Raw genomic sequence first — 25,796 nt, forward strand, 5'->3', positions numbered from 1 at the left:
GATGGTAGGCATACTGTAGAAACAAAAAAACCGCAGCGGAAGCTGCGGTTTTTTTATGCCTGTGAGAGGACTTAAACTACTTGCCAGAGTGGCCGGCTGCAGTTTCCATTTGAGTTTGCAGGTAGTTTTGAATGCCAACTTTGTCGATCAGCTCCAGCTGGGTTTCCAGCCAATCTACATGCTCTTCCTCAGACTCGAGGATTTTCTCCAGCAATTCACGACTGCCGTAATCCCGAACGGACTCGCAATAGGCGATGGCTTCACGCAAGTCGGGAATGGCCTTGGATTCAATTTTCAGGTCGCACTTGAGCATCTCTTCGGTATTTTCGCCGATCAGAAGTTTGCCCAGGTGCTGCAGGTTGGGAATACCTTCGAGGAAAAGAATGCGCTCGATCAGCCAATCGGCGTGCTTCATTTCATCAATGGATTCGTGATATTCCTGTTTGCCCAGCTCTTTTAAACCCCAATTGTCGTACATGCGGGCGTGTAGGAAATACTGGTTAATAGCTACCAGTTCATTACCCAGTACTTTATTTAAATGCTCAATTACCTTGGGGTCGCCTTTCATAGCCTGTGCTCCTGAAGCCCTGCCAACTCAATAAGGTTTGCAGAGAGTTCCTATTTGTTAGTCGCTAGAGATTAGTTGATATTTTTAGTTACTAAAGTTTATTAGTCACTAAAGTCTGCGGCTGCCTGATTTACCTAATTTTATTTTAGGATTTCAGCTGCAATCGGGGCCGAGTTTGCGTTGCGATTTGCGGCAAGTCAAGAAAAAGTTTTTCTTGCGGAATGCAGGAAAAACAAGGGTTTTAACGCAAATTTAGCCGAAAATAGCAACGAAAATAATTATCATTTAGGTTGTGTGAGCAATACAACAATAAGTCATTTATTTCGAATATTAACCCTTGTTATTGGTGGGTTGTGCATTTTAGTTGAGGTTAATGTTTTCATGTTTGGTATTAATAATGCTTCTTATTTATATATACGGGTGAAGCGCTTGCAGTTATAAGTTGAGCCAAAACCTTTTCTAGTATTCGAATGGCGCTTGAATAATTAATTTTTTTCTAAATTAAATGATCCCACCTTTTGATAGTTTGCCATCTGACCGACTCATTGAATGGTTACCTGGAATATAAAAGCGATTGAGTTGATATTTTGTCGATGGACTAATGCCCTGAATTGATGTTGACCACTGTCGAATATCACGTGGATTACGAAGGGGTTAACAAAGCGGTGTCTGAATAAATCCGTAATATTTTCGGGCTCCTGAAGTCAGCAGATTTTAGGTGCCTCGCTGCGAGTGCCTTGTCTAACAGGGCCGACCCTACAGGCTTTCATAGCGATTTACGCTTTGTGCTGTAAAAACCAAAAACATCACGGAGTTGTTTTGGGGCTTTCTAAAACAGATTTTCTCAATATCCAACTTTTCCGATCCAAGGGGTATTGCATTGAGATTGGAGAGGTAAGTAAATCGGAGGGCTAGAGTTTGGCCGGTATGTAAAGCTGGGAGACGCGTTTGCAGGTTGAGATTTATAGCTGCCCAAGGTTGGCCGATATGTGTTCAGGTTGAGAGCGGAGATAAAGACAGTGGAGGCACGCTAGTTCGACTTGGATGGGAGTCTTATACAGGTTTTTAAGATTTTACGAAGAGCTGGAGGGCTGGGTAGATAAAAGTGGTATAGAGGCCACCAGAGGAGGGTGGCCATATTGGACGGTCAGCTGGCGGAGTAGAAGAGGCCGTTGTTGGCAGAGGACACCATCCCACCGCTCATGGTCTCGTCGATGATCTCCTTGGTCTGCTCGGCACAGCGTCCACATTGAGAAGAAACGCCCAGCTGGCGTCTTAACGCCTTCACCGAAGTGGAGCCATCATAGATCGCCTCTTTAATCTGGCGGTCAGTTATGCCCTTACAAATACATACATACATGGCGGTGGCTCTGTTCAACTCTTACTCAATAGTAGTCAGGTAGGAATCCTATTGCAATTGAGAATGAGTGTCAATAAGATTCCGGAATGGTCGCATTTCGCCCTCTTTGTTTGCTATTTGTACATTTTTGCGGGTAGGTCATCCTATTTTGGGTGTTAGTTCACGCATAGCCGTTCTGCTATCAGCCTGATTTAAAAAATTTATGGGCCTGAAATAAGTGGGTGTGTATCATAGCGGCCCACTATTAATTCCCATTCGATTTATAGCTGTTGCTCATAAATTGAACACTCTACGTATCATCAACAACCCATCATTGGATTGAGGAGGTTTTCATGGCAGTTCTGGTAGGCAAGCCGGCTCCGGATTTCACCGCTGCAGCGGTATTGGGTAACGGCGAGATCGTCGATACTTTTAACCTGAAAGAAGCAATCAAAGGTAAGAAGGCTGTAGTTTTCTTCTACCCGCTGGACTTCACCTTCGTATGTCCTTCTGAGCTGATCGCTTTCGACCACCGTTTCGCTGAGTTTGAAAAGCGCGGTGTTGAGGTAATCGGTGTATCCATCGATTCCCAGTTCTCTCACAACGCATGGCGTAATACCTCCGTCAACGACGGTGGTATCGGCCCGGTTAAGTACACTCTGGTTGCAGACGTTAAGCACGAAATCTGCCAGGCGTACGACGTAGAAGCTGACGCTGGCGTTGCTTTCCGCGGTTCCTTCCTGATCGACGAAGAAGGCACTGTACGTCACCAAGTAGTTAACGATCTGCCGCTGGGCCGTAACGTTGACGAAATGCTGCGCATGGTTGACGCTCTGGCGTTCCACCAGGAGCACGGTGAAGTTTGCCCCGCCGGCTGGCAGGAAGGCGACAAAGGTATGAACGCTTCTCCGGAAGGTGTAGCGGCTTACCTGAGCGAGAACGCTGAGAAGCTGTAAGACGCTTTTTGCGCTGGGGTCTCCGGGCCCCAAAAGAAGAACCGCCGCAAGGCGGTTTTTTTGTTTGTACAAGCCTTGTTGCGCTGATCTGCGCTGATTGGCATGACCGTCCCCGCGCTCGAGAAAAGTGCAGACTAGAATTCAGCGGTCAGTCCTGCGTGGCGCCTAAATAGAGTTTTTGCCCGCTGGCTGCTAGTCTTATCTGCAACTACCGGATTGCTTTGGCGGCTCGATTTGCTTATGAGACCTGCAATTCTTTCAAATATCGTCTACGTCATGCGCGCCTCTATGGCACGTTTTTTCCTCTTCCTGGTGATTCTGGGGAGTCTGTCCCTGCCTGCGCAAGCGGCTGATATAGACGACAGGGCCAAACAGTTTGGCCGATACTTCAAACAGATGATGGCGGGTAAGTCTATACCCGGCGGCGCCTATGTCATCGTGGATGGCAACCGGGTGGTCGCGATGGACACCTATGGCGTCAGGGTCAGGGGTAAATCCGGCAAGGTGGATCAGGACACGGTGTTCCGTCTGGCCTCGGTATCCAAGACCTTCGCCGCCAGTATGGCCACTATGTTGGAGCATGAAGATCGCTTCAAATGGGATGACAAGGTGGTCAACTATGTGCCAGACCTGAGCTTTAAGACGCCCTCGCTGTCTCGCCAGCTTCAGGTGGAGCACTTACTCAGCCATTCCTCGGGTCTGACCCCCAACGCCTACGACAACTACCTTGAGGACAACAAGCCTCTCAGCAAGATATTGCCCAAGTTTGCCAATATCGATCCGCGCTGCACGCCGGGAAAATGCTACGGCTACCAGAATGTGTTGTTCAGCCTGATTGAGGATGTGATTTTTGAGGCGACCGGGGTCTCCTTTGCCAGCCAGCTTAAGAAGAGAATTTTTGTCCCGCTGAAAATGCAGAACGCATCGGTCGGCTGGGAGAGCTTTATGGCCTCCGATAACCGTGCGGCACCCCATATTCAGACAGGCAGCGGTTGGCGCCCGGTAAAAGTGGAGAAGGAATACTACTTTGCTGCACCGGCGGCGGGAGTGAATGCCAGTATCTCCGATATGGCCCAGTGGCTGAAAGCGCAGATGGGCTACTACCCGAAGGTACTGTCACCGGAAGTGATCGCCGATATGACTACTGAGCGAGTCGCTACCCAGCGCCATATGCGCCATCGTATCTGGAGAGATTACCTGTCTCACGCGGGCTATGGTCTGGGCTGGCGCCTCTATACCATTGGTGACGACCGTATTATTTACCACGGCGGTTGGGTTGCGGGCTTCCGTGCGGCGGTTGCCTACTCGGAAAAGTTGAAAGTGGGTATCGCTATTCTGATGAATGCGGAGTCCCGTGTGATCTCAGATCTCACTGCCAATTTCGTGATCGATATTACTGGCAAAGGCAATCTCGCTACCGCTCAAACCAGTGGAGATCGCTGATCTCCACTGGTAAGTGATTGTCCTTCCCCCCTTGAAACCTGCTGGCTGATCCCAATATTTGCTCCCTGTTCCGATTGACGTTTACGGGGAGACCGAATAGATGACCGTTGAGGCCCAAAAAGAGAGCCATGGATTCCAGACGGAAGCCAAGCAGCTACTGCACCTGATGATCCACTCGCTCTACTCCAATAAGGAGATTTTCCTGCGCGAGCTGGTATCCAACGCTTCTGATGCCGCCGACAAGCTGCGTTTTGAATCGCTGTCCAAGCCCGAATTACTGGGTGAAGATGCAGACCTGCGCATTCGCATCGAGTTTGACAAGGAAGAGGGCACACTCACCATTACCGATAACGGTATTGGTATGAGCCGCGATGAAGTTATCGAAAACCTCGGTACTATCGCCCGCTCGGGCACCTCTGCGTTTATGCAGCAGCTGACCGGAGACCAGAAGAAAGATGCGCACCTGATCGGCCAGTTCGGTGTGGGCTTTTACTCCGCCTTTATCGTCGCTGACAAAGTGGACGTATTCACCCGTCGCGCCGGCTTGAATTCCGACCAGGGTGTGCACTGGGAGTGTCACGGTGAAGCGGAATACTCCGTAGAGACTGTTGAATGGCCCCAGCGCGGCACTCGAGTGGTTCTGCACCTGAAAGAAGAAGCGAAAGAGTTTGCCGATAGCTGGCGCCTGCGCTCCATCATTAAAAAGTACTCCGATCACATCGCCATTCCGGTGGAAATGCTGAAAGAGGAAATGCCGGCGGCGGAAGAGGGCGAAGAACCGAAGGAAGAGAAGGCGCCTGAGTTTGAAGCAGTAAACGCTGCCCAGGCCCTGTGGACTCGCCCCCGCTCCGATGTGAAATCTGAGGAGTACAAGGAGTTCTACAAGCATATCTCCCACGATTTTGACGAACCCTTAACCTGGAGCCACAACCGCGTAGAGGGCAAACAGGATTACACCAGCCTGCTTTACATTCCGGCGCGCGCACCGTTTGATCTGTACCAGCGCGATGCCGCCCGCGGCCTCAAGCTGTATGTGCAGCGCACTTTTATCATGGACGATGCGGAGCAGTTCCTGCCGCTGTACCTGCGTTTCGTGAAAGGTGTTCTGGACTCCAATGATCTGCCGCTGAACGTATCCCGTGAAATCCTGCAAAAAGATCGCAATACTGATGCGATCAAGAGCGCGCTGACCAAGCGTGTTCTGGATATGCTGGATAAATTGGCGAAGAAAGATGGCGATGAATACCAGAAGCTCTGGGATCTGTTCGGCAATGTATTGAAAGAAGGTCCGGCTGAAGATTTCTCCAACAAAGAGAAAATTGCCAAGCTGCTGCGCTTTGCCAGCACCCATACCGATACCGAGAAGCAGGATCAATCCCTGGAAGACTATGTGGGTCGCATGAAGGATGGCCAAAAGGCGATCTACTACGTGTGTGCCGACAACTTCGCTACGGCCAAGTCCAGCCCCTACCTGGAAGTATTCCGCAAGAAGGGCATCGAAGTGCTGCTGCTCACCGATCAGGTGGACGAGTGGTTCGTGGGCCATATGAACGAGTTCGATGGCAAGCAGTTCCAGGACGTGGCCAAAGGTGCGCTGGATCTGGGTGAAGCCGAGAGCGATGAGGACAAGGCTGAGCGCGAAAAAGTTGAGCAGGAGTCCGGTGCCCTGGTTGAGCGTGTACAGGAGGTTCTGGAGGGTCGCGTTGAATCCGTACGCGCAACCACTCGCCTGGTGGACTCCCCAGCGTGTCTGGTGGTGAGCGAACAGGATATGGGCCCGCAAATGCGCCGCATTCTGGAGCAGGCCGGCCAGGCCCTGCCAGATGCCAAGCCGATCTTTGAAATCAATCCGTCCCACCCACTGGTACAGCGTCTGGACCAGGAGGCGGATGAAGATCGCTTTGCGGATCTCACCAATATCCTGATGGACCAGGCTAATCTGGCTGCCGGTAACCAGTTGGCAGATCCGGCGGATTATGTGCGCCGCCTGAACACGCTGCTGCTGGAAATGCACGGCTAAGTCAGCGCTATTGATTGGTGCTAAGCGATGGCCAGCGGAGTTGTTTTAGACTTTGCTGGTCCCAGAAGCGGCCCCTGCCGGATCGAACGGTGTTTTATCGGTTGGTCAAGGCAGAGGGCCGTTTTTGCTATTTACTGTGCCGTTTCGCACAATTGGCAGAAGTTTAAAACAAATTGACCCCATTGGGCTCAGCGGGTCATGCCTCTATAATCCGCAAGTCTTATAAGAAGCTTTATCGGTGTGACAATGCAAAAAGAAACTTCCAACCCCCTCGCTATTGCCGTATTGGGCGGCGGCAGTTTCGGAACCGCGATTGCTAACATTGTGGCGGGCAACGGCCACGACACCCGCCAGTGGATGCGCAACGCGGAGACGGCGGCTGAGTGTCGCGACACTCGAGAAAACCATAAATACCTGCCCGGCGTGCCCCTGCACCCGGAATTACAACTTACCAGCGACCTGGAGCAAGCGGTCGATGGTTGCAGTATCGTTTTTGTCGCGATACCCAGTAAATCCTTTCGCGAGGTGGTAAAAAAAGTAGCCCCGTTGTTGGCGCCGGGCACCAGGCTGATCTCCACCACTAAGGGAATCGAGCACGACAACTTCCACTTAATGAGCGATATCCTGCGCGAAGAAACCACCGACATGCGTGTCGGGGTCTTGAGCGGACCAAATTTTGCAAAAGAAATTGTTGCGGGGCACTACACTGCAACGGTGGTGGCCAGTGAAGACGAGGCGCTTTGCAAAGCGATTCAATCGGCACTGCACTCGGAGACTTTCCGGGTTTATTCCAGTAGCGATGTGTTTGGAGTCGAGCTTGCCGGTGCGCTAAAAAATATCTACGCGATCATCACTGGTATGGCTGCGGCACTGGAGCGCGGGCAAAATACCATCAGTTTATTGATCACCCGCTCCCTGGCAGAAATGATGCGTTTTGCCGAAGCGATGGGTGCCGATCCCATGACGTTTATCGGCCTCGCCGGTGTCGGCGACTTGATTCTGACCTGTTCCTCAGACCTCAGCCGAAATTATCGGGTGGGGTATATGGTCGGTAAAGGCAAGCCGCTCGATCAGGCTGTCGCAGAAATCGGTCAGGTGGCCGAAGGTGTGAATACGGTTCGTCTGATTAAACAGAAAGCTGACGAAATGGGTGTCTACATGCCCTTGGTTTCCGCGATTCACGCCATATTATTTGAACAGCGGCCGATTCCTGAGGTGATTCGTAATTTGATGTCGGGCGCACAAACTTTTGATGTGGCCTACTCGGCCAAGCCTTAAATGGAAGCCTCATATGAAAAATGACGATCTAAAGCGCAATCTTACTTCCGGCAACCAGTGGGTGCGCCTTATCTATATGGTGCTGTTTGCAGTGTGCCTTCAGGTTGCCGCGTGGTTACTGATGGCGGTAGTGATACTGCAATTCCTGTTTTCGATTATCAGCGGGAAATCCAACGATAATCTGCGTCGCTTTGGCGATCAGCTCGCCTCCTATGTTTACCAGGCGATCCAGTTCCTGATCTACAACTCCGACGAAAAACCTTTCCCGTTTGCCGAGTGGCCTGAATCTGAAGTAGAAGATTTGTCCGGTTACGAGGGCGCCGAAGATGTTTCTGCAGAAGTGGTTTCTACGGAAGTAAAGCGTGAAAAGGACAAGGCTGAAGACGAAGCCGAGGATGCCATTATCCTGGGTAGCTCCGAGCCCGAGAGCAGTGAAAAGCCCGAGCTAGTAGAGGAAAGTGCCGACGACGCCGACAAACCTGTCGACAAGAACTGATCGCTTTTCCTATCGCTAATTTATCCGGTGCCTTATCCGTGGGCACCGGATAAATATCTGCTGCCCTCCCTGTGAATATTCCCGCAGATATCAACAAAGTCACAACCTACCCTTGAGGAAGCCCCATGCAGCTGTTTATTTTGCGTCACGGTAAAGCCGAGCCCATGCTCGCCAATGATGCAGAAAGAGCCCTGACAGAGCGCGGGCGCAGGCAGGTTGCACAGGTTTGTAAAAAGCGCGCCGAGGAACTGGCGGCGGTAAAGGCTATTTGGGCCAGCCCATTTGTACGCACCCAGGAAACCGCTGAGATTGCTGCCGCTCAACTGGGGTTGCCCGTTATTACCGAGCCGCTGCTGATCGGCAATACTTACCCACAGCAACTGCTCGATCATTTGCAAACCCAGGATACCTTTCCGCTTCTGCTGGTTAGTCACCAGCCTCTGGTGGGCAGCCTGCTCAATGGCCTCTGTGGCAGCGGTAACGAACACCCGATGGGCACTTCCAGCCTCGCCTGTGTCAGTGCGGATGTATGGGCTAATGGCTGCGCTGACCTGGAGTGGTTGCAGCACGCAGAGTAACTTTTCCGGTTGTGTCTGCCAGTAAATCCCTATTGCGCTGATCACAACTGTCATTGCGGATGTTGTTGGTGGGCCGCACCATTTCACCACCTGTTTTAGTCACTATCCGGTGGATATCACTTTGGCGATAAATCAAATCACTCCCCGTGAAATCACCCTTGAGTTTGATCACAAGTCGATTGCTGCACGCCAGTGGGGCGATCCAGAGGGAGAGCCGGTAATTGCTCTTCACGGCTGGTTGGATAACTGTGCCACCTTCAGTCGGCTGGCTCCCCTGCTCAGCGGAATTAATCTGGTAGCGATAGATATGCCGGGCCACGGACGCAGCTATCACCGCTCACTCGATGCCAACTACAACATCTGGGAAGAGGCGGAAGATATTTTGGGGGCGGTACACGCGCTGGGCTGGCGCAAGTTCTCCATTGTGGCGCACTCCCGAGGTGCTATCGCCGGGGTGATAACCGCAGGTGCTTTTCCCGATCGGGTAAAGCGCCTGGCACTGATCGATGGCCTGGTACCTCCCTCCACCGAAGATGAAAAAGCTCCGGAGAACCTGGCCAAGGCCATTGCCCAGAGAGCCCGTTACGGCACGCGCAAGCTGCGGGTTTACGGTACCTTCGAAGAGGCGGTCGAAGCGCGCAAAAATGGCATGTTCCCGCTAACTGAGTGGGCAGCGCAGGTATTGACTGAGCGGGGCACCCGGGAAGTGGAGGGAGGCTATATGTGGAGTAATGACCCCCGGCTGATGGCGGCTTCCACAGCCAAGCTCAATGAGCCACAGATTAAAGCTTACTTATCCCGATTGAAGATGCCGGTGCAGCTGGTTCTCGCTGAAGATGGTATCGCAGATATGCTCAAGCGCCTGCGCCCTGTACTGCAAGAGTTTCCGGGTATTGAGGCACGTGAGATTCCCGGAAGCCACCACTTACACCTGGAGGAGAGCGGTGCCCGGGCGATTGCAGAGTGGTTTGGGCCTTTCTTGCGCGGTGAAACCGCTTAGAAGGGAACCCGTTTGGAATAGCAGCTGGCATCCATCTCCCGCACCTCTACCGAGACTGCGGGAACTCCCTCGGCAAATTGGCACAGGCTGTTAAAAACCGCCGAGCTCAATGCCTCCCTTTCCCGCGTAGAGCGCCCTTCAAGCAAGCGGATCTCTGCGTGGATAAAGCTGTTGCCATTGTCCCCAGCGATAAACTGATCGTAGGACTTGGCGCGAGTCTTGATATTGTGGGAGGCGAACAAACCGGAACGGTGCATCGCCTCCTGAGCCGAGCTGACCAGTGCAGCGACAGAAATCTTCTCTTCCAGATTTTTCGCATACTCTATGATCAGGTGAGGCATAGCGGTCACTCCTCGGTCAAAGCGGCCCTGGCGGCCGCTGGGTACCTGTGGCGTTTACTGGCGCAGCAGGGAGAGGAACTCGTTGCGGGTGGCCTGGTTGCTGCGGAAAGTACCGAGCATAGCCGAAGTCTTCATCACAGAGTTCTGTTTTTCCACACCGCGCATCATCATGCACATATGCTTGGCTTCGATGATCACGCCGACACCGGCAGCACCGGTAACGTTTTGCAGGGTCTCGGCGATCTCTACGGTCAGCTGCTCCTGGATCTGCAGGCGGCGCGCAAACATATCCACAATGCGTGCTACCTTGGACAGGCCAACGACCTTGCCATTGGGAATATAGGCTACGTGGGCGCGGCCGATAAACGGCAGCAGGTGGTGCTCACACAGGGAGTAGAGTTCGATATCCTTAACCAACACCATTTCGCTGCAGTCGGACGGGAAGAGCGCGTCGTTGACTACATCTTCCACGGTCTGTTTATAGCCGCGGGTCAGGTATTCCATGGCTTTGGCGGCGCGCTCCGGGGTGTCTTTGAGCCCAGGGCGTTGCGGATCTTCGCCGATTGCTTCAATAATTCGCGCGTAATGTTCGTTCATGCTGCTCTTTCCAACATCTCAGCCCGAAGGGCGGGTGCGCTACCCTAAGCGTTTGTAACCCGAGAGTAAAGATCCACGCGGCCCCAGGAGCCTGTTAGCTGTTATTTGACGACCACTGGCGAAGGCTGTTTTGTTAGCAGGGCAGAGGAAGTTGGGCGGAAAAATGGCTTAGGGCCTTTAGGTAGCAGCTGTAAAATGGCCACTTAACCTTACTCGTCGCTTATTTGGTGTGAGCAAACTACACTCCCCGGGCATTGATTGGCCCCTCTGCAGCAACAACAGAGGACACCCGCTAGTGACAGTGGGCCCCGACGAGATACAAAGCACTTAAGGATAGATTGATGATAGAAAGGCGTGAAACAAGCCTCCACGAACTGACCACGGTTTTGGACTATATCCGCTGGGGGACCAGCCGATTCAATGAGGCCGACCTCTACTACGGCCATGGCACCGACAACGCCTGGGACGAGGCCGTTTTACTGGTAACCCACGCCCTGCATCTCCCCCCTTATAGTAAGCCGGAGATACTCCAGGCCCGTTTGACCATGGAGGAGCGCCGCGACGTACTCACTATCCTGGAGCGGCGCTTTAGCGAGCGGATACCGGCGGCGTACCTGACCAAGGAAGCGCATTTCTGCGATATGACATTTTATGTGGATGAGCGGGTACTGGTACCCCGTTCACCGATTGGCGAGATGATTCGCCACAACTTCCAGCCCTGGCTCAATGTTGAGCCCCTGGCGATTCTGGACCTCTGTTGTGGTAGCGGTTGTATCGGTATCGCCTGTGCCGAGGCCTTCCCGGAAGCGCGTGTCGATGTGAGCGATATTTCCGAGGACGCGATCGAAGTTGCACAGATCAATATCAATCGTCACGAGTTGAACGAACGTGTGCGCGCAGTGCAGTCGGACCTATTTTCCGGCCTGCACGGTATGAGTTACGAGTTGATCGTGTGCAACCCGCCCTATGTCGATGCCCGCGATCTGGCCGAAATGCCTGAGGAATACCACGCTGAGCCGGATATAGCCCTGGGCTCTGGCGATGACGGTCTCGATTTTACCCGCCGACTGCTGCGCGAGGCTGCCAACCACTTACAGCCCGACGGGCTGTTGATCTGCGAAGTGGGCAATAGCTGGGAAGCCCTGGAAAAAGCCTTCCCGGAGGTGCCGTTTATGTGGCCCGAGTTTGAGGATGGTGGCCACGGTGTTTTTGCCATCAGCCGGGAAGAACTGCTCGCCTACCAACCCTACTTCGAAAAGGAATAATTCCTTTTGCCTCCCCGGCAATCTCGGTTGCCGGGTTATGGGCACAAGCCCGGTTCTGCGGACACTTGTGCTTTTTGCCCCAGTCTGCGCACTGGGGCGGGCAGATCATTTATAATGCGCGCCCCTATTGTGGGCCATCCTGTTTTACTACCTACTAGCTGGAAAAGTCGTCTATGTCGGGCAATACCTTTGGCAAGCTGTTTTGTGTCACCACCTTTGGCGAAAGCCACGGCCCCGCGCTCGGTTGTATCGTCGATGGATGCCCTCCGGGTCTGGGGATTAGTGAAGAAGAAATTCAGCGAGAGCTGGACCGCCGCAAGCCCGGCACTTCCCGCTATACCACCCAGCGCCGCGAACCCGACCAGGTAAAAATCCTTTCCGGTGTTTTCGAAGGAAAAACCACCGGCACGCCCATTGGTCTGTTAATTGAAAATACCGACCAGCGCTCCAAGGACTACAGCAATATCGCTGAACAGGTAAGGCCAGCCCATGCCGATTTCACCTATTGGCAAAAATACGGCATCCGCGACTACCGTGGGGGTGGCCGATCCTCCGCCCGTGAAACTGCCATGCGGGTTGCCGCCGGGGCCATCGCCAAAAAATGGCTAAAACAAAAATACGGTATTGAAGTGCGCGGTTATCTCTCACAATTGGGCCCGATCAAAGTACAAAAACTGGATTGGGACCAGGTAGAACAAAACCCCTTCTTTAGCCCGGATGCTGATCGGGTCCCCGAAATGGAGACCTATATGCAGGAGCTGATTAAAGAGGGGAACTCCATCGGTGCGCGTATCTCAGTACACGCCAGCGGCGTTCCTGCTGGACTGGGTGAACCTATTTTTGATCGCCTGGATGCAGATCTGGCCCACGGCTTAATGAGTATTAACGCGGTAAAAGGCGTGGAAATTGGAGCTGGTTTTGACAGCGTGGAGCAAAAGGGTACTGAGCACCGAGATGAGATCACTCCAGAAGAGGGGTTCCTGTCGAATAATGCCGGGGGTGTCTTGGGTGGTATTTCCAGTGGCCAGGATGTCATTGCCCATATCGCCCTGAAGCCGACTTCCAGTTTGCGCATTCCCGGCCGCAGCGTTGACCGCTCCGGCAATCCTATTGAAGTCGTCACCAAAGGCCGCCACGACCCCTGTGTTGGTATTCGAGCAACGCCTATCGCTGAAGCCATGATGGCCCTGGTTCTGATCGATCACGCACTGCGCCACCGCGCGCAAAACGGCGATGTAACACCGGGATAATTCGATCGGCTTTTTTCTATTGGATACCGGCGAAAGCCGATATCCAATCTCTTCGCTACTAAGATGCAGCCAATAAGCCAAGCCCCTGGGCTTCCCCTGCCTTACTGCCAACAAAATAGTTAGCTCCAGCCTCCTCAATTTTATTAATGTTGCACAGTCGATCTGAGGGGCTTAAAACGCCTTTATTTCCCCGATTTACGACATGGGTATAAATTTCAGCAGTACTAACATCCGAATGCCCTAGCAACTCCTGAATCGTACGCAAGTCATAACCCGCTTCGAGCAAGTGAGTCGCAAAGCTATGGCGAAATGCATGGCAACGCGCCGGTTTGTTGACTCCCGCTAGCTTGACAGCTATACGAACCTGGCGCGCTAAAGTTGTTGCGTGCATATGGTGCCTTCTGTTTTCACCGGAGCGAGGACATTGGCCGATGGTGCTGGAAGGGAAAAGGTATTGCCAAGCCAGTTGTCGGCTTGCACTTGGATACTTTCTTTCCAAAGCGTTAGGTAAATAAACCGAACCAAAACCAGCCAAAAGATCTTGTTGGTGTAATAGGGAAGCAGTCTCCACCTGCCTATGTAACTGCACAATTAACCCATTAGGTAATATCGTAGTGCGGTCCTTATCCCCCTTACCACCTCGAACAAAAATATTATTGCTGTCGAAGTCTATATCCTTTATGCGTAAAGAAAGCAGTTCGGCACTGCGAAGACCACTACCGTACATTAGTTCAACCTGTAATCTGTAGGTGCCTTCCAAACAATCCAAAATTGCTGATATTTCTCTACGGCTATAAACCACAGGCAAGTACTTCTGTTGTTTTGCCAGTTTAAAGTCCAGTGCCTGAATATCTCTACCTAAGAATCTCTTGTACAGATATATCAAAGCATTCAGGGCTATTCGCTGTGTATTTGCTGAGCAAAGGCCCTGAACTGCAAGGTGAGAGAGAAACGTCTCAATCTCAACAGCTCCCATATCGTTAGGGTGCTTCTTTTTATTGAAATGAATGAAACGTTTAATCCAATGGGTGTAAGTTTGCTCTGTTCGGTACGATAGTCCTTGCTTTCGAATATGAAATCGCAGATTGTCCATAAATCGTTCAGGCTTACCTGGGATTTTGTGGCGAATGTCGTCCATGATATTGCCCTTATACTGTTTTTATATACAGTATTTGCTCTTTTGTCTTGCTGTCAATATCAGAATTCAAGAGAAGCTTCTCCTATTTCTGGAGGTGACGATCTATCTCTTTGATTTTTATAGGGTAGGTAATGTTATAAAGAGCGGAAAAAGCAGGTAGATATATAGCGCCTGCTATATATCTACCTGTAGAGAAATATGCCAAATTTCTTAACTTTTTGATATTATTGGATTTTTGAGGTTATCTTGAAAGAAGAGAGTAGAATTATATAGAAGGATGATATAAAGATGCTTCTTTTGAATTAACTGTTATAAGTAAGAGTATGGGCAAGAAATTACCTCCAGAAGAACTAGAATTCTACAAAGTCATAGATGAAATTTTATGGTGTGACTGGGACCCTATTGGTGTAAATGACATGCCAGAAGCTCGCGACGAGTATCAGAGTTATCTGCCACATATTTTTCGTCTTGCGGTCGAGGGTAAAGATGCCGAGCATATATCCTCGTCACTGGTAGCAACAATAGAGGGCAATATTGGTTTGGGTGCTAGCAAAGAGCATTGTCTTAGGGTTGCACGCAAAATTGTCGGTGCTAAAAATGAAATTATTGGGTAGCGTCACTTATAACAAGGCCAAGCAGCAACGCGCACTGCGTGCGCTGGACAGCTTTTCCGCGGCTTCGCCGCTGCAAAGCTTCCGCTGTTGGCAACGTTAAGTATTTAGCTTATGTATAAACTGATAGCACTTTTAATCTTTCTATTTACATCATCGGTTTCTGCTAGCACAGTCGCAGTTTGTTTAGGCGAAGGATATGTGGTTGCTACCAATGAGCGATTTATCGATTTAAAAGTTGCCGAGGGTACTCAATGCAAGGGAAGCTTCAGAACCATGAAAGCTGGTGCAATCCACCGAGTATATTTTTATGGCCAGTCAGTCAAAGAAAATCCGATCGAGGTATATATATCAAAATCTGGTGATTACCTTAAAAATCGGCCGGTAGGTTACAAATTTGGGTTTATCTACACTATTTCAGAGAGTGAAGGTACTAGTAAGATCACATGGCAAATCGAACCGGCAGAATAATACTTAACGAGTGGCAGCAGGCGGACCTCCTTTCCGTTCCTTTGTCACTCCAAGTCGCCCGCTGTGCCAGGCGTTATTGTGGCGGTCATTTTTTAGATGGTTTGTAGTTGCTGCAAGTAACAATCTCTACCTGAACACGCTTCGCCAGAGAGTTCTCCTTCAAACTGGTACCGCAGTTTCGTTCAAGTGCCTTCGTTTAAAGCCAACAAGTTCTGCAAGCCAGCTGCACCATTGTGGAGTGCCAATCAGCTAGTTAACTGGTGGGGAAAGTATGGTATTTTTCCCTGTAAATTTATCGGGCAGTGGCCAGCCAAAGTTGGCTGGCAGAGAGCAAGTAGGTCGTTCAGAGCGCGCCAGCTATAACCAGGCCAGGCAAGATCGCCCAGCCGGTGGCTGGGCTGGACAGCCTACGCTTTGCTTCGGCTGCCCTTGCTGGCAACGTTATGGTGCCGGTCGGTATTTTTTAGTTTTCCGTGGTTTCTGAAAGTTCAGTACCACTAAATAGCAATTCAATATCGAGCCATTGTGGCCGGTTGCTATTCAATCATGTTCGTTCCTAGAGTGGTCGTTCATGTTTGGCAGAAAAGGGTAGTTCGCTGCAGTTTTGCGGAGTGCCAGTAAGAGAATAAAGAGTTGGGGGAAGTTCAGTATTCTTTCCTCGTAAATTTTGGCAGCGGCCAGCCAAGCCGTGGCTGGCAAAGTGCTAGTAGTTGGGTCTGAGTGCGTCAGCCATAACCAGGCTAGGCAGGATCGCCCAGCCCCTTCGGGGCTCGGCTGGACAGCCTACGCGGCGCGCTTCGCCCGCCAAGCGCTCCGGCTGCCCCTGCTAGCGGCGTTATGTGTGAGCAAACATGAATAATAAATTAGGGACAATTATTGTAGTAGCTTTGGCATTGTTGCTTTCAGCTTGTCATGCAGAGTACAAAGATATCAGCAGTGAGCCAGAGTATTCTCAATATATTGGCAAGCAATATAAACTAATATCCGATATGGACTATTCCGGGGTTAACTTGCCACCAGGCTATAACGATGAAATTCATGTTTATATTATTTCATCACGAGATCCTGGCTGGAGTGGTCCAGAGGTGGTAACAAGAGAAACGCTGCCTACTGGCTCTGTTGTCATAATATCAAAAGTAGAGGAATGCGCTAACTGTTTAACTTTTGGCGCTCCACTCAGGCGTGCACAAGTTGAAATTAAAGGAGTCCCACCTATTAATCTACCAATACAGTTAGATTTTGATCAAATACTATCTGGAAAGCACCTTGAACGAGTTCAATGAAAACATAACTAGTCAAGGCAGCAAGGGCTGCTTCGCGCGCCGGGACGCATAAACCGCTACGCAGTTTGGCGCCCCTGCTTGAAACGTTATGGATCTTAGATTATGAGCCAGAAATACATAGTGGAAGGCCAAAGAAGAATAAATACGTATGCATATATGGCAATGAGTGCAGAGCACTCTTTGGAATGCGCCTCGAAAAATGAAGAAGGCTGTTTCTACCAATTTATGTCTTCGCTGATATTTAGTGCCTTTACCCTAGAGGCGTATATGAATCATATTGGCAATGAACGTATTGAGTATTGGGAGGAAATTGAGTCTATTCGGTATCTTGATAAGTTGAAGGTTCTCTATCTAAATTTAGGTTTGGAATTCGATAAATCGAAGAGACCTTTACAGACCATAATCCAGCTAGTTAAGTTTAGGAATTTAATGGCTCATGGAAAATCTGAGAATATCTCAGGAAGCAAAGTAATCAGCACTCCGACATTAGACCCTGGCACAGAAGTGGTTGAAGCCGAATGGGAGAAGTTTTGTAATTCCAAAGAGGCTAAAAGAGCCCTTGATGATGTTAAAGAAATAGTTGAACTACTTAATTCATCAGCAGGAAACTCAGATGTAATGCTATGGAGTTTTGGAGGCGGCAGCAGTGTTACGTCCTTGCACAATCCATAACAAATCAATCAACTTCGCGCCTTCGGCGCCGGACAGCTTACACTACGCTTCGCTTCGTTCCAGCTGCCGGTTATTGAGGCGTTAGTGCGTCAAGCTAAACTTGATGCTTCTTGCAGGGTGGAAGTCCCTGTCGGGTAAGGCCTAACCAGCCACCTGTATCGAGTGTTGCGCGTAGGGCGGAACAGAAAGAAAAAAAATATACTCATTTTTTTTTCTCACTGTGAACAAACTATGTGAAGCGTACACAGAGAATTCTATAGGCCATAGGGGTTATCGTGACCCTGAAGTGCTGGTATCGCTCCGATAATAAAATGAGCTCCGATTGACGAGATGTGTAACGCCATCGAAGTCCAGGCAAAGCAACCGCATTGGTGAGGTTGTGGCGGATCGGCGGGGTTATCAAGCCGTGGCATGTAGAAAGAGAGGTATTGAGAACTTGAGAGATCCGAGCAGGTTCCTGAAGGAACAGGTAGGGACGTTAAGCCTAATGGTGAAACTAACGAAGACCACTCGGAAGTCGGATCAGCTCATAGTAGTCCGAGAGCGGGAAAGCCGCTTACATGGCGAAGGGGCTGACAGTAATATCGGTGTGCAACAGAAACATAGTCCGGACAAAGTAGGGCTGGATACACTATGACAACCGCCTTGCACGCCATCGCATTTAAAGCACAGAGCCACCCCACGCACAGGTTTCAGAATTTATACGGACTGCTAAATTCCAACCTGCTGTATCAAAGCTGGGGCCAGCTCAATAAGCAGGCCCGCCCCGGTATCGACGGAGTAACTACCGAAGTTTACCGGCAAAGACTGCCGCAAAATATTCAATGCCTACATCAACGGCTGTGTGACAAACGCTACCGCACCCAGGCGATTAAGCGGGTATTGATTCCCAAAGGCAACGGCAAGCAGCGCCCACTGGGGCTGCCTACGGTGGAAGACAAACTGGTGCAGCAGAGCGTAGCGCAGCTACTGCAAAGTATCTGGGAGCAGGATTTTCTGCCCTTCAGCTACGGTTACCGTCCCAGGAAAAGCGCCCACCAAGCCGTACACAGTCTTGGCTTAAATCTGCAATTCAAAGGCTACGGCTACATCGTTGAAGCCGATATTAAAGGCTTCTTTGATCAGCTGGATCACGACTGGTTACTGCGGATGCTAGCCCTTCGTATCGACGACAAAGCCCTGCTGACACTGATTAAGCAGTGGCTGAAAGTACGCGTGCAAACTCCAGATGGTAAGTTCAGTAAAGCGGCAGCAGGCACCCCGCAAGGAGGTGTGGTCAGTCCGGTACTGGCGAACATCTATCTGCACTACGTCCTGGATTTGTGGTTCGAGAAGAAAGTTAAGCCGCGTATGCGTGGCAGAGCCATGCTAATCCGGTACGCCGATGATTATGTAGTGGCTTTCCAATTGAAAACGGATGCAGAGCGCTTTTACCGGGTACTACCGCAACGGCTGAACAAGTTTGGCCTGCAGTTAGCCCCCGAGAAAACGCACCTGAAGCGCTTTAGCCGCTTCCATCCGGGCCGAAAACGGCAGTTCCAGTTTCTGGGTTTTGAGTTCTACTGGAGCTTGGACGTCAACAAACGCCCCAGGCTCAGGCGCCGGACTGCCGCACAGAAACAGAAGGGCGCAATGGAAGCGCTCTACCACTGGATCAAAGCCAAGCGCAGTGAGCGTCTGAGAGAATGGCTGCCCACACTGAAGCGCAAGCTACAGGGGTTCCAGAACTACTTCGGTCTACCAGACAACAGTCGAAGCTTGTCCCGTTTGTACAGCTATGTTTTACACAGCATACACAAATGGCTCAACCGGCGGAGTCAGCGCAAGAGTTACAACTGGAATGGTCTAAAGGAAATGCTGGGATATTTTGGGCTAAAGCCACCGCGAGTATACAAACGCAGTATACTTGTGGACTGGTATTAGGGTTCGTGCTTTACACGAGCGAATATATTACTGAAGAGCCGGATGCGGTAGTTCCGCACGTCCGGATCTGCGTGGGGGCAGTTAGGGTAACCGGCTGTCCTACCACTACTGAGTCTTTAGGGGTTCAGTGGATGAGGAATTTTATAACACCCCTCTGTTTCTTGATGTCGTTTGAGGTTCAAGCAAATGACTACTTAGAAAACAAGAGGTGGAGAGATGATTTTACCGAAGGGCTTTGGAAGGGGTGCATCGATAAAACAATCGTTCAGTCAGGGTACTTCTCTGAGTTTGGTAACATATCAAAAGAGTATTTTGAAAATCCGCGAGATCCATATTTAATAAAAATTAAAGAAGCCTGCAGTTGTCAAACAAAGTACTTTGAAGAAAATTACAGTACAGAAAACTTGAAGGAGATCCTTTCTGGACCAAAAGTTACACAGGCATTTTCTGTGTTGGCGGCAGGGTTGGCGGAATCATGCAATTAACTCATAACAAGTTGCCGCACAATCGCCCTTCGGGCTGGACCTCCCTTTCGGTCGGCCTGTGGGCAAGGCGTTAAGTGTATGAGTATGAGGATAGCTTCAATAGTGGCGTTCTTGTTGATGTCTCAGGGGGTTAGTGCTGAGGTATCAGATAAAATTCCATCTTTTGTTGGAATGTGGGTGCAAGCTGTAGTTTTTGGTATGGTCTTTTTGTTTGCCTCATTCAAAAAGCCGTGGTGTGTATTATTGGGTTTGCTGTTTTCATTGTTCTTGGCATCCGGGTTCTATGACATGGCAAATGACAAGTTTATGTATTTGGCTGTTATTAAAGAGCAGGGAGAGCTTTATTTTCTCAATGGCTATGCTTCCTCTTTTACGGTCGGGGTTCTAGCACTCTTGGGCTTAATAATTAATCGGAGCGTTAATGCAAGGAAAAACACTTAACAAAGGTAGGCAAGGTCGCGCTTCGCGCTTGACCTCGTCGCTATCGCTTCTCGGCACTTGCTACCGGCGTTATGTGTAAACCATGATTGACCGAGAATCTAGAAATAAACTTGCTGAGCTTATTCGTCGCTTGGTTGCTGGCATAATTACAAATGACGAGTTTGAAGATGCTTTACCTCAGTCAAAAGATGATGCTGTACGGGAGGTTTTTCATCACGGGGTTTGGTGTCTGTACAGCGATATGAAAGAGTATAAACTTAGAGGCAAAGAGGCACTTTCCAATGAAGAGCGGTCTGTTGTAGCGCGTTGGATTCTTTTCCTAAAGTCAGATATTGAGTATAAGTGGCCCTCTGCTCGTTTCAGAGACAGATTTCTTAACTCAATCAGTTTCGGAGCTTTCGGGCAAAGCACTCTCGAAAAGTGGCAAGAACATGGTGAGTTGGCATATTGGCCTTTCACTGATATCGCTCAGTACAACAAGGCAAAACTGGGTAAAGGGTATCTCGGTGCCAAAAATACATAACAAATCAATCAACTTCGCGCCTACGGCGCCGGACAGCTTGCTCTACGCTTCGCTTCGTTCCAGCTGCCGGTTATTGAGGCGTTAGCTGTCAGGGATAGTATGAAACGTATAGAAGTTGGAATTTCTTTAATTGCTCTTGTCATTTCAGTGGTGGCAATTTGGGTGTCACTTTATACCTCTGATAGCAATCTAAAATACCAAAAATGCCTGAATGCACCATATTTCAGTTTTTCAACAATTTTGGATGAATCAACGGCAAGCAAGTTTAATGGCTATGGTATCTTCTTGAACAACAATGGATCTGGTGTTGGAGTTATTAGAGATGCTCGAATATTCATTGGTGGGAATTTAGAATCAAAGTTTAGCCTTCAATCATGGGAGCAAGTCTGGGAATTTATGGGCTGGAGGGGGAAAGAGACTAAAGTTCGAGCATTTGTCCCATCGAGCCTTGAAGCAGTGAGCCCTAATAATTGGGTCCCAATCCTCTACTTACATAAAGATCATTACAATAGTGAAGATATCGAACGTTTAGCTAAGGTATATCATCGCTTAGGTATTGTCATTGACTTTGAGACGCCTCTAGGTGAGACGGGCCGAGTACAGACTGGCATGCTGCCTATGAAATATAAGCGTGAAAATAGACAGCTAACAAGTGCATGCAATTGACGCATTACGTGTTGCTTCATGTGCAATTGATGCAGGCGTTATAGCTCCTTAAATGGATAATGCGGAATGTACGAGCTGTTTAATATTTCCAATATCGAAGCCCTGGGTATATTACTATGGTTTTGTGTTGTATTAGCTCTTAGCTATATGCTAGCTATCAAAAAAACCTTAAAGGTTAAACGAGCGGTTGTAGTTGGTGGATTTATGGCATTATTACCTCCTCTGGCAATTATATATTTGGTCTCGCTGCTACTTAGAAAAAGCCTTTCTGTATCAGAGAGATTAGATGAGACGTTATAACAAAACGCTGAAAATTCGCCCCCAAAAAACGTGGGCTGGACCTCCGGCAAAAAAATTCCTCCGGCCTTTTAGCTTTGCGTTATTGTGGCGGTCATTTTTTAGATGGTTTGTAGTTGCTGCAAGTACCAATCTCTACCTGAACAGACTCCTCCAGAGAGTTTTCCTGGAAACTAGCACCGTAGTTTCGTTCAAGTGCCTTCTTTTTAAGTCAACAAGCCCTGCAAGCCAGTTGCACCTGTGTGGAGTGCCGATTAGCTAGTTAACTGGTGGGGAAAGTATGGTATTTTTCCCTGTAAATTTATCGGGTAGTGGCCAGCCAAAGGTGGCTGGCAAAGAGCAAGTAGGTTGTTCAGAGCGCGCCAGCTATAACCAGGCCAGGCAAGCTCGCCCAGCCGGAGGCTGAGCTGGACAACCTACGCTCTGCTTCGCCTGCCCTTGCTGGCAACGTTATAGGGCTAGAAATTGAGCCAAATTCACAAAGACCAAAAATTAAGTGTATATCTGTGGAAATTCATGGTTTGTCTTTTTGCTTCAAGCTTGATTCCCATGGCATATGTACTTTGGGCTGTTTTACCAGGGTTAAAGGGAAGTTGGTTTGGTGTTGCTGTGGTTTCAGCGGTTTGTTCAGCATTATTGACTGCGGCTTTACCGGTAAATAATGCTCGTTACTATGTCCCAAGTAGTGTTGTTGTGGGCGTGCTATTTTATGGGATAATTCAGGGTTACTTATTATACAATGGGGCCCCATAACTAGGCCAAGCAGGCTCGCCCAGCCCCTGTGGGGCTAGGCTGGACAGCCTACGCGGCGCGCTTCGCACGCAAACGCTCCGGCTGCCCCTGTTGGCAACGTTACAAGGCATAAATATGCGCACCGCACTTATTTTTATCTTTCTCCTTTGCATTGCTAGCTACTCCAGCGCGAGAACCGTGATAGCTATCGAAGAAAAAGCAAGAAATGAGGTGCGCATTACCCCAAATAACACCATCGGTTTCTATGCAACGGTCGAAGATGTCAAAGGCTATGCTGTTTTAAAGCTTACTCTTCCAACAGCTGTTGATGGCGGGGAGTATCAGCATAGCGAAGTAATTCTCTCCAATGGCATAGACAATATCGCCAAAACCCCGCTAGAAAAATTTGGCATCAATCAACAAGAAGTCATTGGTATAGAAATAAACAAGAGCATTGTTAGTGTCGTCACCTTCAGGGTTACTTACACCAATACCATTTATATAGTCGAGTGCCACATCAATGCCTTGTAACAAGTTTATCAACCATCGCCAGCAAGCTGGCTGGACAGCAAAAAGCGTGGCTTCGCCACAATGCTGCCGGTTATAAAGGCGTTAGGTGAATATGAGATCAATACTTTTAACTATTTTTTTAGCTCTTGCTTCACAAGCGACTGCTTGTGGTGAGTGTGATCTTGTAGATACTTTGAGCCGGATCTCTGAATTCAAAAATATTTCACGAGAGAAACTTTCGCTAGCCATTGACCAAGGAAAGTGGAATAAGTGGAAAAGCGCTTATGCGCTGTGCTACAAAGAAGAGTCTTCACAATGTTACTTAATTATCTTCGGGGCAGGTGACCTGCATGTAACCGACATGAGTAAAATCGAACATGCAAACCTCGGTAAATTAGGTGCACCAGGAACTAAGTATGAAAACGTAAAAACAACAGTTACTAAATGGTTTTATTCGAACGATAGGTTCTTTCAGTTAGAGCTAAAAACCGTTGCTTATAGAGATGGACAGAGACTTACAGTAACAGAACCTGTATTTGTAAAGAAGAATGGCGAACTTATTTATCGGTAAGTCACCTAACCAAGCCAGGCAGTACGCTCCGGCGCTGCGCGCCTTCGCAGGACGGCCTACGCTATGCGCTGTGCGCATACACAGCGTAGGCCAGCCTCTGCTGGCAACGTTAAGTTTTAATCAGATTATGCGTAAATTGTTAATTTTAATATTCTGGGTTTCTTTTTCCACTAATGCAGTAGAGGATGTGGCTCGCCCCATTACACATATTGGTATGTCTGGCGAATTTAGAGATCTGAGATATAAGGTGAGCTTGGAGGTTTCAAGTGTAGAGATATCGACTTACCCGCACAGAGCTCACTATAAACTTGAGGGAGTGAGTTTTGAACTAGGCGGCAAAGAAATCCAAATACCAAAAATAGATTTTAAGCCGGTAACATATATTGATCTTGGCCAAGTATTCGTATTAGGTAGCGCAAATGATATTCTTTATTTGCAACTACCGGTATCACCAGATGATCGTAGTTACGTTCGTCTCGTGTTTCAACATGGTGAATATAAGGGAACCATTGAGCATCTGTATTCAGTTGAACACAAGAATAAAACCAAGGGCGTGAAGTGGTACCAGTAAAACTTAACAAGGCGTTGCAGTGGGACTCCCAAAGCTATGCACCTTTTTGTGTAGTTCGCTTCGCTCATATTTTGCACAAAACGGTGCGCCGCTTTGGTAGCCCCTGAACGCAGCGTTATGTGTAAACCATGATTGACCGAGAATCTAGAAATAAACTTGCTGAGCTTATTCGTCACTTGCTTGCTGGCATAATTACAAATGACGAGTTTGAAGATGCTTTACCTTAGTCAAAAGATGATGCTGTATGGGAGGTTTTTCATCACGGGGTTTGGTGTCTGTACAGCGATATGAAAGAGTATAAACTTAGAGGCAAAGAGGCACTTTCCAATGAAGAGCGGTCTGTTGTAGCGCGTTGGATTCTTTTCCTAAAGTCAGATATTGAGTATAAGTGGCCCTCTGCTCGTTTCAGAGACAGATTTCTTAACTCAATCAGTTTCGGAGCTTTCGGGCAAAGCACTCTCGAAAAGTGGCAAGAACATGGTGAGTTGGCATATTGGCCTTTCACTGATATCGCTCAGTACAACAAGGCAAAACTGGGTAAAGGGTATCTCGGTGCCAAAAATACATAACAAATCAATCAACTTCGCGCCTACGGCGCCGGACAGCTTGCTCTACGCTTCGCTTCGTTCCAGCTGCCGGTTATTGAGGCGTTATTGTGGCGGTAGGTTTAATTGATTTTTCGTGGTAACTGAAGGTTTAGTGCCACTAAATAGCATCCAGTGTTGAGAAATTTTACTGATTGCTATTCAAGTGGTTTCGCTCCCAGAGTGTTCGCTCAGGTGTTGTAAAGAGAGGCAGTCCGCTGCAATTTCGCAGAGTGCCAGTAAGATAGAAATTGGTTGGGGGAAAGTGCGGTATTCTTTCCTCGTGAATATTAGGCAGCGGCCAGCCAAACTATGGCTGGCAAAGTGCTAGTAGTCGGTCCCGAGTGCGCCAGCCATAACCAGGCTAGGCAAGCTCGCCCAACCCCTTCGGGGCTGGGCTGGACAGCCTACGCGTTGCTTCGGCTGCCCTTGCTAGCGGCGTTAAATTTCATAAGATCATGAGTCAAAAAGTAAAGATAGAGCACATACTAGAAAGAAAGCCAGTTGGCATATTCGTCCGTGTGCTCGATGACACCAAATTTGAACTCGGAGCTAATCCCGCATTAGCTGGGTGCCCAATAAAGAAATCGGTGACACAACCTAGGGCTTTAAAAAAGGATGGCAGTCCAGATTTGGATGTGTTTTGTTTTTACCTTGTAAATGGTAATGACAAAAGTAAATTTAAAGTCGGTGAGGTAGTTGAGCTTGTTCCGTGAAAAATTTAACAAGTGCCGGCACAATCGCGCACTACGTGCGCTGGACTCGCAACAAGTTGCTCGCCTGTGCGGCGGACGTTAAATGCCTGAGAAAGAATGAGAGAAATTATCGATTTAAGTAAGCTGCCAGAAATAGAGAGGGATATTTACCTCAATGATTCATGGTGCGATAAGTGCAAAGAAGCGGATCTCGGCATCGTTAATGCAGAGTTGTACGTTCAAAATGGTCGCAAGTATATTAGCGGTAGTTGCAAAATTTGCGGCACAGAGTGCATTTCTGAAATCATAGAAAAACAAGTGGAGTAGCTGGCTCTGTGCCATCTGCATTTAACAAGTTTAGGCAGCATCGCCCCTTCGGGGCTGGACGGCCTAACGGCCGCCGCTGCTAAAGGCGTGTGTGCCAGGCATGGCATTTAACTAGAGAGGTGAAAGTCCTCTTACCAGGTATTCGTGGAGCCGAAGGTTAGCGAA

Annotated in this window: 31 protein-coding genes; 26 read left to right on the plus strand and 5 right to left on the minus strand. The window is 49.2% G+C overall.

Annotated elements, in window-relative coordinates:
* Window positions 1-76: 76 nt before the first annotated feature.
* The gene (bfr, locus tag ACJJI3_RS22730; RefSeq protein WP_020412720.1) at window positions 77-568 is read right to left on the minus strand and encodes a bacterioferritin; all 492 of its coding nucleotides are present in this window, start codon (window positions 566-568) and stop codon (window positions 77-79) included.
* 1,147 nt (window positions 569-1,715) lie between these two features.
* A complete protein-coding gene (locus tag ACJJI3_RS22735; RefSeq protein WP_413662956.1) occupies window positions 1,716-1,946 on the minus strand; it encodes a bacterioferritin-associated ferredoxin in 231 nt (76 codons plus the stop codon).
* Between the two features lie 314 nt (window positions 1,947-2,260).
* On the opposite strand from ACJJI3_RS22735, the gene ACJJI3_RS22740 reads away from it, so the two are divergent.
* The 7 genes from ACJJI3_RS22740 (at window position 2,261) to ACJJI3_RS22770 (ending at window position 9,678) form a co-directional block, all read left to right on the plus strand.
* On the plus strand, window positions 2,261-2,863 hold the full coding sequence (locus tag ACJJI3_RS22740) for a peroxiredoxin (protein ID WP_444896448.1): 603 nt from the start codon (window positions 2,261-2,263) through the stop codon (window positions 2,861-2,863).
* Between the two features lie 240 nt (window positions 2,864-3,103).
* The gene (locus tag ACJJI3_RS22745; protein WP_413662955.1) at window positions 3,104-4,306 is read left to right on the plus strand and encodes a serine hydrolase domain-containing protein; all 1,203 of its coding nucleotides are present in this window, start codon (window positions 3,104-3,106) and stop codon (window positions 4,304-4,306) included.
* A gap of 100 nt (window positions 4,307-4,406) precedes the next feature.
* On the plus strand, window positions 4,407-6,326 hold the full coding sequence (htpG, locus tag ACJJI3_RS22750) for a molecular chaperone HtpG (protein ID WP_444941011.1): 1,920 nt from the start codon (window positions 4,407-4,409) through the stop codon (window positions 6,324-6,326).
* 246 nt (window positions 6,327-6,572) lie between these two features.
* Window positions 6,573-7,604, plus strand: coding sequence for an NAD(P)H-dependent glycerol-3-phosphate dehydrogenase (locus ACJJI3_RS22755; protein ID WP_444941012.1), 1,032 nt, complete (start codon window positions 6,573-6,575; stop codon window positions 7,602-7,604).
* Between the two features lie 13 nt (window positions 7,605-7,617).
* Entirely contained in the window at window positions 7,618-8,100 is a 483-nt protein-coding gene (locus tag ACJJI3_RS22760) for a DUF4389 domain-containing protein (protein ID WP_282933779.1), read from the plus strand.
* Between the two features lie 125 nt (window positions 8,101-8,225).
* Window positions 8,226-8,678, plus strand: coding sequence for a phosphohistidine phosphatase SixA (gene sixA / locus ACJJI3_RS22765; RefSeq protein ID WP_444896453.1), 453 nt, complete (start codon window positions 8,226-8,228; stop codon window positions 8,676-8,678).
* Window positions 8,679-8,799: 121 nt separating this feature from the next.
* Window positions 8,800-9,678, plus strand: a complete 879-nt coding sequence (locus tag ACJJI3_RS22770; RefSeq protein WP_413662950.1) for an alpha/beta fold hydrolase — start codon at window positions 8,800-8,802, stop codon at window positions 9,676-9,678.
* Here the strand turns inward: ACJJI3_RS22770 and ACJJI3_RS22775 are convergent.
* Together ACJJI3_RS22775 and folE are read right to left on the minus strand one after the other, a co-directional pair.
* Entirely contained in the window at window positions 9,675-10,019 is a 345-nt protein-coding gene (locus tag ACJJI3_RS22775) for a 5-carboxymethyl-2-hydroxymuconate Delta-isomerase (protein ID WP_282933776.1), read from the minus strand. The genes ACJJI3_RS22770 and ACJJI3_RS22775 overlap by 4 nt on opposite strands.
* A 54-nt stretch (window positions 10,020-10,073) precedes the next feature.
* The gene (folE, locus tag ACJJI3_RS22780) at window positions 10,074-10,616 is read right to left on the minus strand and encodes a GTP cyclohydrolase I FolE (protein ID WP_282933775.1); all 543 of its coding nucleotides are present in this window, start codon (window positions 10,614-10,616) and stop codon (window positions 10,074-10,076) included.
* A gap of 341 nt (window positions 10,617-10,957) precedes the next feature.
* On the opposite strand from folE, the gene prmB reads away from it, so the two are divergent.
* Entirely contained in the window at window positions 10,958-11,881 is a 924-nt protein-coding gene (gene prmB, locus ACJJI3_RS22785; RefSeq protein ID WP_444941013.1) for a 50S ribosomal protein L3 N(5)-glutamine methyltransferase, read from the plus strand.
* A 173-nt stretch (window positions 11,882-12,054) separates the two neighbouring features.
* Window positions 12,055-13,131, plus strand: coding sequence for a chorismate synthase (aroC, locus tag ACJJI3_RS22790; RefSeq protein ID WP_444941014.1), 1,077 nt, complete (start codon window positions 12,055-12,057; stop codon window positions 13,129-13,131).
* Window positions 13,132-13,189: 58 nt separating this feature from the next.
* Here aroC and ACJJI3_RS22795 read toward each other — a convergent pair whose 3' ends face one another.
* A complete protein-coding gene (locus ACJJI3_RS22795) occupies window positions 13,190-14,269 on the minus strand; it encodes an integron integrase (RefSeq protein WP_444941015.1) in 1,080 nt (359 codons plus the stop codon).
* A 323-nt stretch (window positions 14,270-14,592) separates the two neighbouring features.
* Here ACJJI3_RS22795 and ACJJI3_RS22800 point away from each other — a divergent pair, with 323 nt between their 5' ends.
* The 17 genes from ACJJI3_RS22800 to ACJJI3_RS22880 all read left to right on the plus strand — a co-directional run bounded on the left by ACJJI3_RS22800 (window position 14,593) and on the right by ACJJI3_RS22880 (window position 25,631).
* Window positions 14,593-14,883 carry a hypothetical protein gene (locus tag ACJJI3_RS22800; protein WP_444941016.1) on the plus strand — a complete coding sequence of 97 codons (291 nt, stop codon included), beginning with the start codon at window positions 14,593-14,595 and terminating at the stop codon, window positions 14,881-14,883.
* Between the two features lie 111 nt (window positions 14,884-14,994).
* Window positions 14,995-15,351, plus strand: coding sequence for a hypothetical protein (locus tag ACJJI3_RS22805; RefSeq protein ID WP_444941017.1), 357 nt, complete (start codon window positions 14,995-14,997; stop codon window positions 15,349-15,351).
* Between the two features lie 851 nt (window positions 15,352-16,202).
* Window positions 16,203-16,634: a hypothetical protein gene (locus ACJJI3_RS22810; RefSeq protein WP_444941018.1), complete on the plus strand. Its 432-nt coding sequence runs from the start codon at window positions 16,203-16,205 to the stop codon at window positions 16,632-16,634.
* Window positions 16,635-16,736: 102 nt separating this feature from the next.
* Complete coding sequence (locus ACJJI3_RS22815; RefSeq protein WP_444941019.1) at window positions 16,737-17,306, plus strand: hypothetical protein; 570 nt, start codon at window positions 16,737-16,739, stop codon at window positions 17,304-17,306.
* 633 nt (window positions 17,307-17,939) lie between these two features.
* On the plus strand, window positions 17,940-19,229 hold the full coding sequence (gene ltrA / locus ACJJI3_RS22820) for a group II intron reverse transcriptase/maturase (protein WP_444941020.1): 1,290 nt from the start codon (window positions 17,940-17,942) through the stop codon (window positions 19,227-19,229).
* A gap of 5 nt (window positions 19,230-19,234) precedes the next feature.
* Window positions 19,235-19,714: a hypothetical protein gene (locus tag ACJJI3_RS22825; RefSeq protein WP_444941021.1), complete on the plus strand. Its 480-nt coding sequence runs from the start codon at window positions 19,235-19,237 to the stop codon at window positions 19,712-19,714.
* 117 nt (window positions 19,715-19,831) lie between these two features.
* Entirely contained in the window at window positions 19,832-20,155 is a 324-nt protein-coding gene (locus ACJJI3_RS22830; RefSeq protein WP_444930257.1) for a hypothetical protein, read from the plus strand.
* 82 nt (window positions 20,156-20,237) lie between these two features.
* Window positions 20,238-20,678, plus strand: coding sequence for a hypothetical protein (locus tag ACJJI3_RS22835; RefSeq protein ID WP_444941022.1), 441 nt, complete (start codon window positions 20,238-20,240; stop codon window positions 20,676-20,678).
* A 99-nt stretch (window positions 20,679-20,777) separates the two neighbouring features.
* Window positions 20,778-21,344 (plus strand): hypothetical protein, encoded by a 567-nt coding sequence (locus ACJJI3_RS22840; protein ID WP_444941023.1) that lies wholly within the window; start codon window positions 20,778-20,780, stop codon window positions 21,342-21,344.
* 66 nt (window positions 21,345-21,410) lie between these two features.
* Complete coding sequence (locus ACJJI3_RS22845; protein ID WP_444892212.1) at window positions 21,411-21,644, plus strand: hypothetical protein; 234 nt, start codon at window positions 21,411-21,413, stop codon at window positions 21,642-21,644.
* A 462-nt stretch (window positions 21,645-22,106) separates the two neighbouring features.
* Entirely contained in the window at window positions 22,107-22,394 is a 288-nt protein-coding gene (locus ACJJI3_RS22850; protein ID WP_444941024.1) for a hypothetical protein, read from the plus strand.
* Between the two features lie 114 nt (window positions 22,395-22,508).
* Window positions 22,509-22,904 (plus strand): hypothetical protein, encoded by a 396-nt coding sequence (locus ACJJI3_RS22855; RefSeq protein WP_444941025.1) that lies wholly within the window; start codon window positions 22,509-22,511, stop codon window positions 22,902-22,904.
* Window positions 22,905-22,995: 91 nt separating this feature from the next.
* Window positions 22,996-23,454 (plus strand): hypothetical protein, encoded by a 459-nt coding sequence (locus ACJJI3_RS22860; RefSeq protein ID WP_444941026.1) that lies wholly within the window; start codon window positions 22,996-22,998, stop codon window positions 23,452-23,454.
* Window positions 23,432-24,025, plus strand: a complete 594-nt coding sequence (locus tag ACJJI3_RS22865) for a hypothetical protein (RefSeq protein ID WP_444941027.1) — start codon at window positions 23,432-23,434, stop codon at window positions 24,023-24,025. The genes ACJJI3_RS22860 and ACJJI3_RS22865 overlap by 23 nt, the downstream gene beginning before the upstream one ends.
* A gap of 287 nt (window positions 24,026-24,312) precedes the next feature.
* Complete coding sequence (locus tag ACJJI3_RS22870) at window positions 24,313-24,594, plus strand: hypothetical protein (RefSeq protein ID WP_444941028.1); 282 nt, start codon at window positions 24,313-24,315, stop codon at window positions 24,592-24,594.
* A gap of 473 nt (window positions 24,595-25,067) precedes the next feature.
* Window positions 25,068-25,325: a hypothetical protein gene (locus ACJJI3_RS22875; protein WP_444941029.1), complete on the plus strand. Its 258-nt coding sequence runs from the start codon at window positions 25,068-25,070 to the stop codon at window positions 25,323-25,325.
* A 96-nt stretch (window positions 25,326-25,421) separates the two neighbouring features.
* A complete protein-coding gene (locus ACJJI3_RS22880) occupies window positions 25,422-25,631 on the plus strand; it encodes a hypothetical protein (protein WP_444941030.1) in 210 nt (69 codons plus the stop codon).
* Window positions 25,632-25,796: the final 165 nt, after the last annotated feature.

The organism is Microbulbifer maximicatervae (SeqCode), assembly GCF_052466985.1.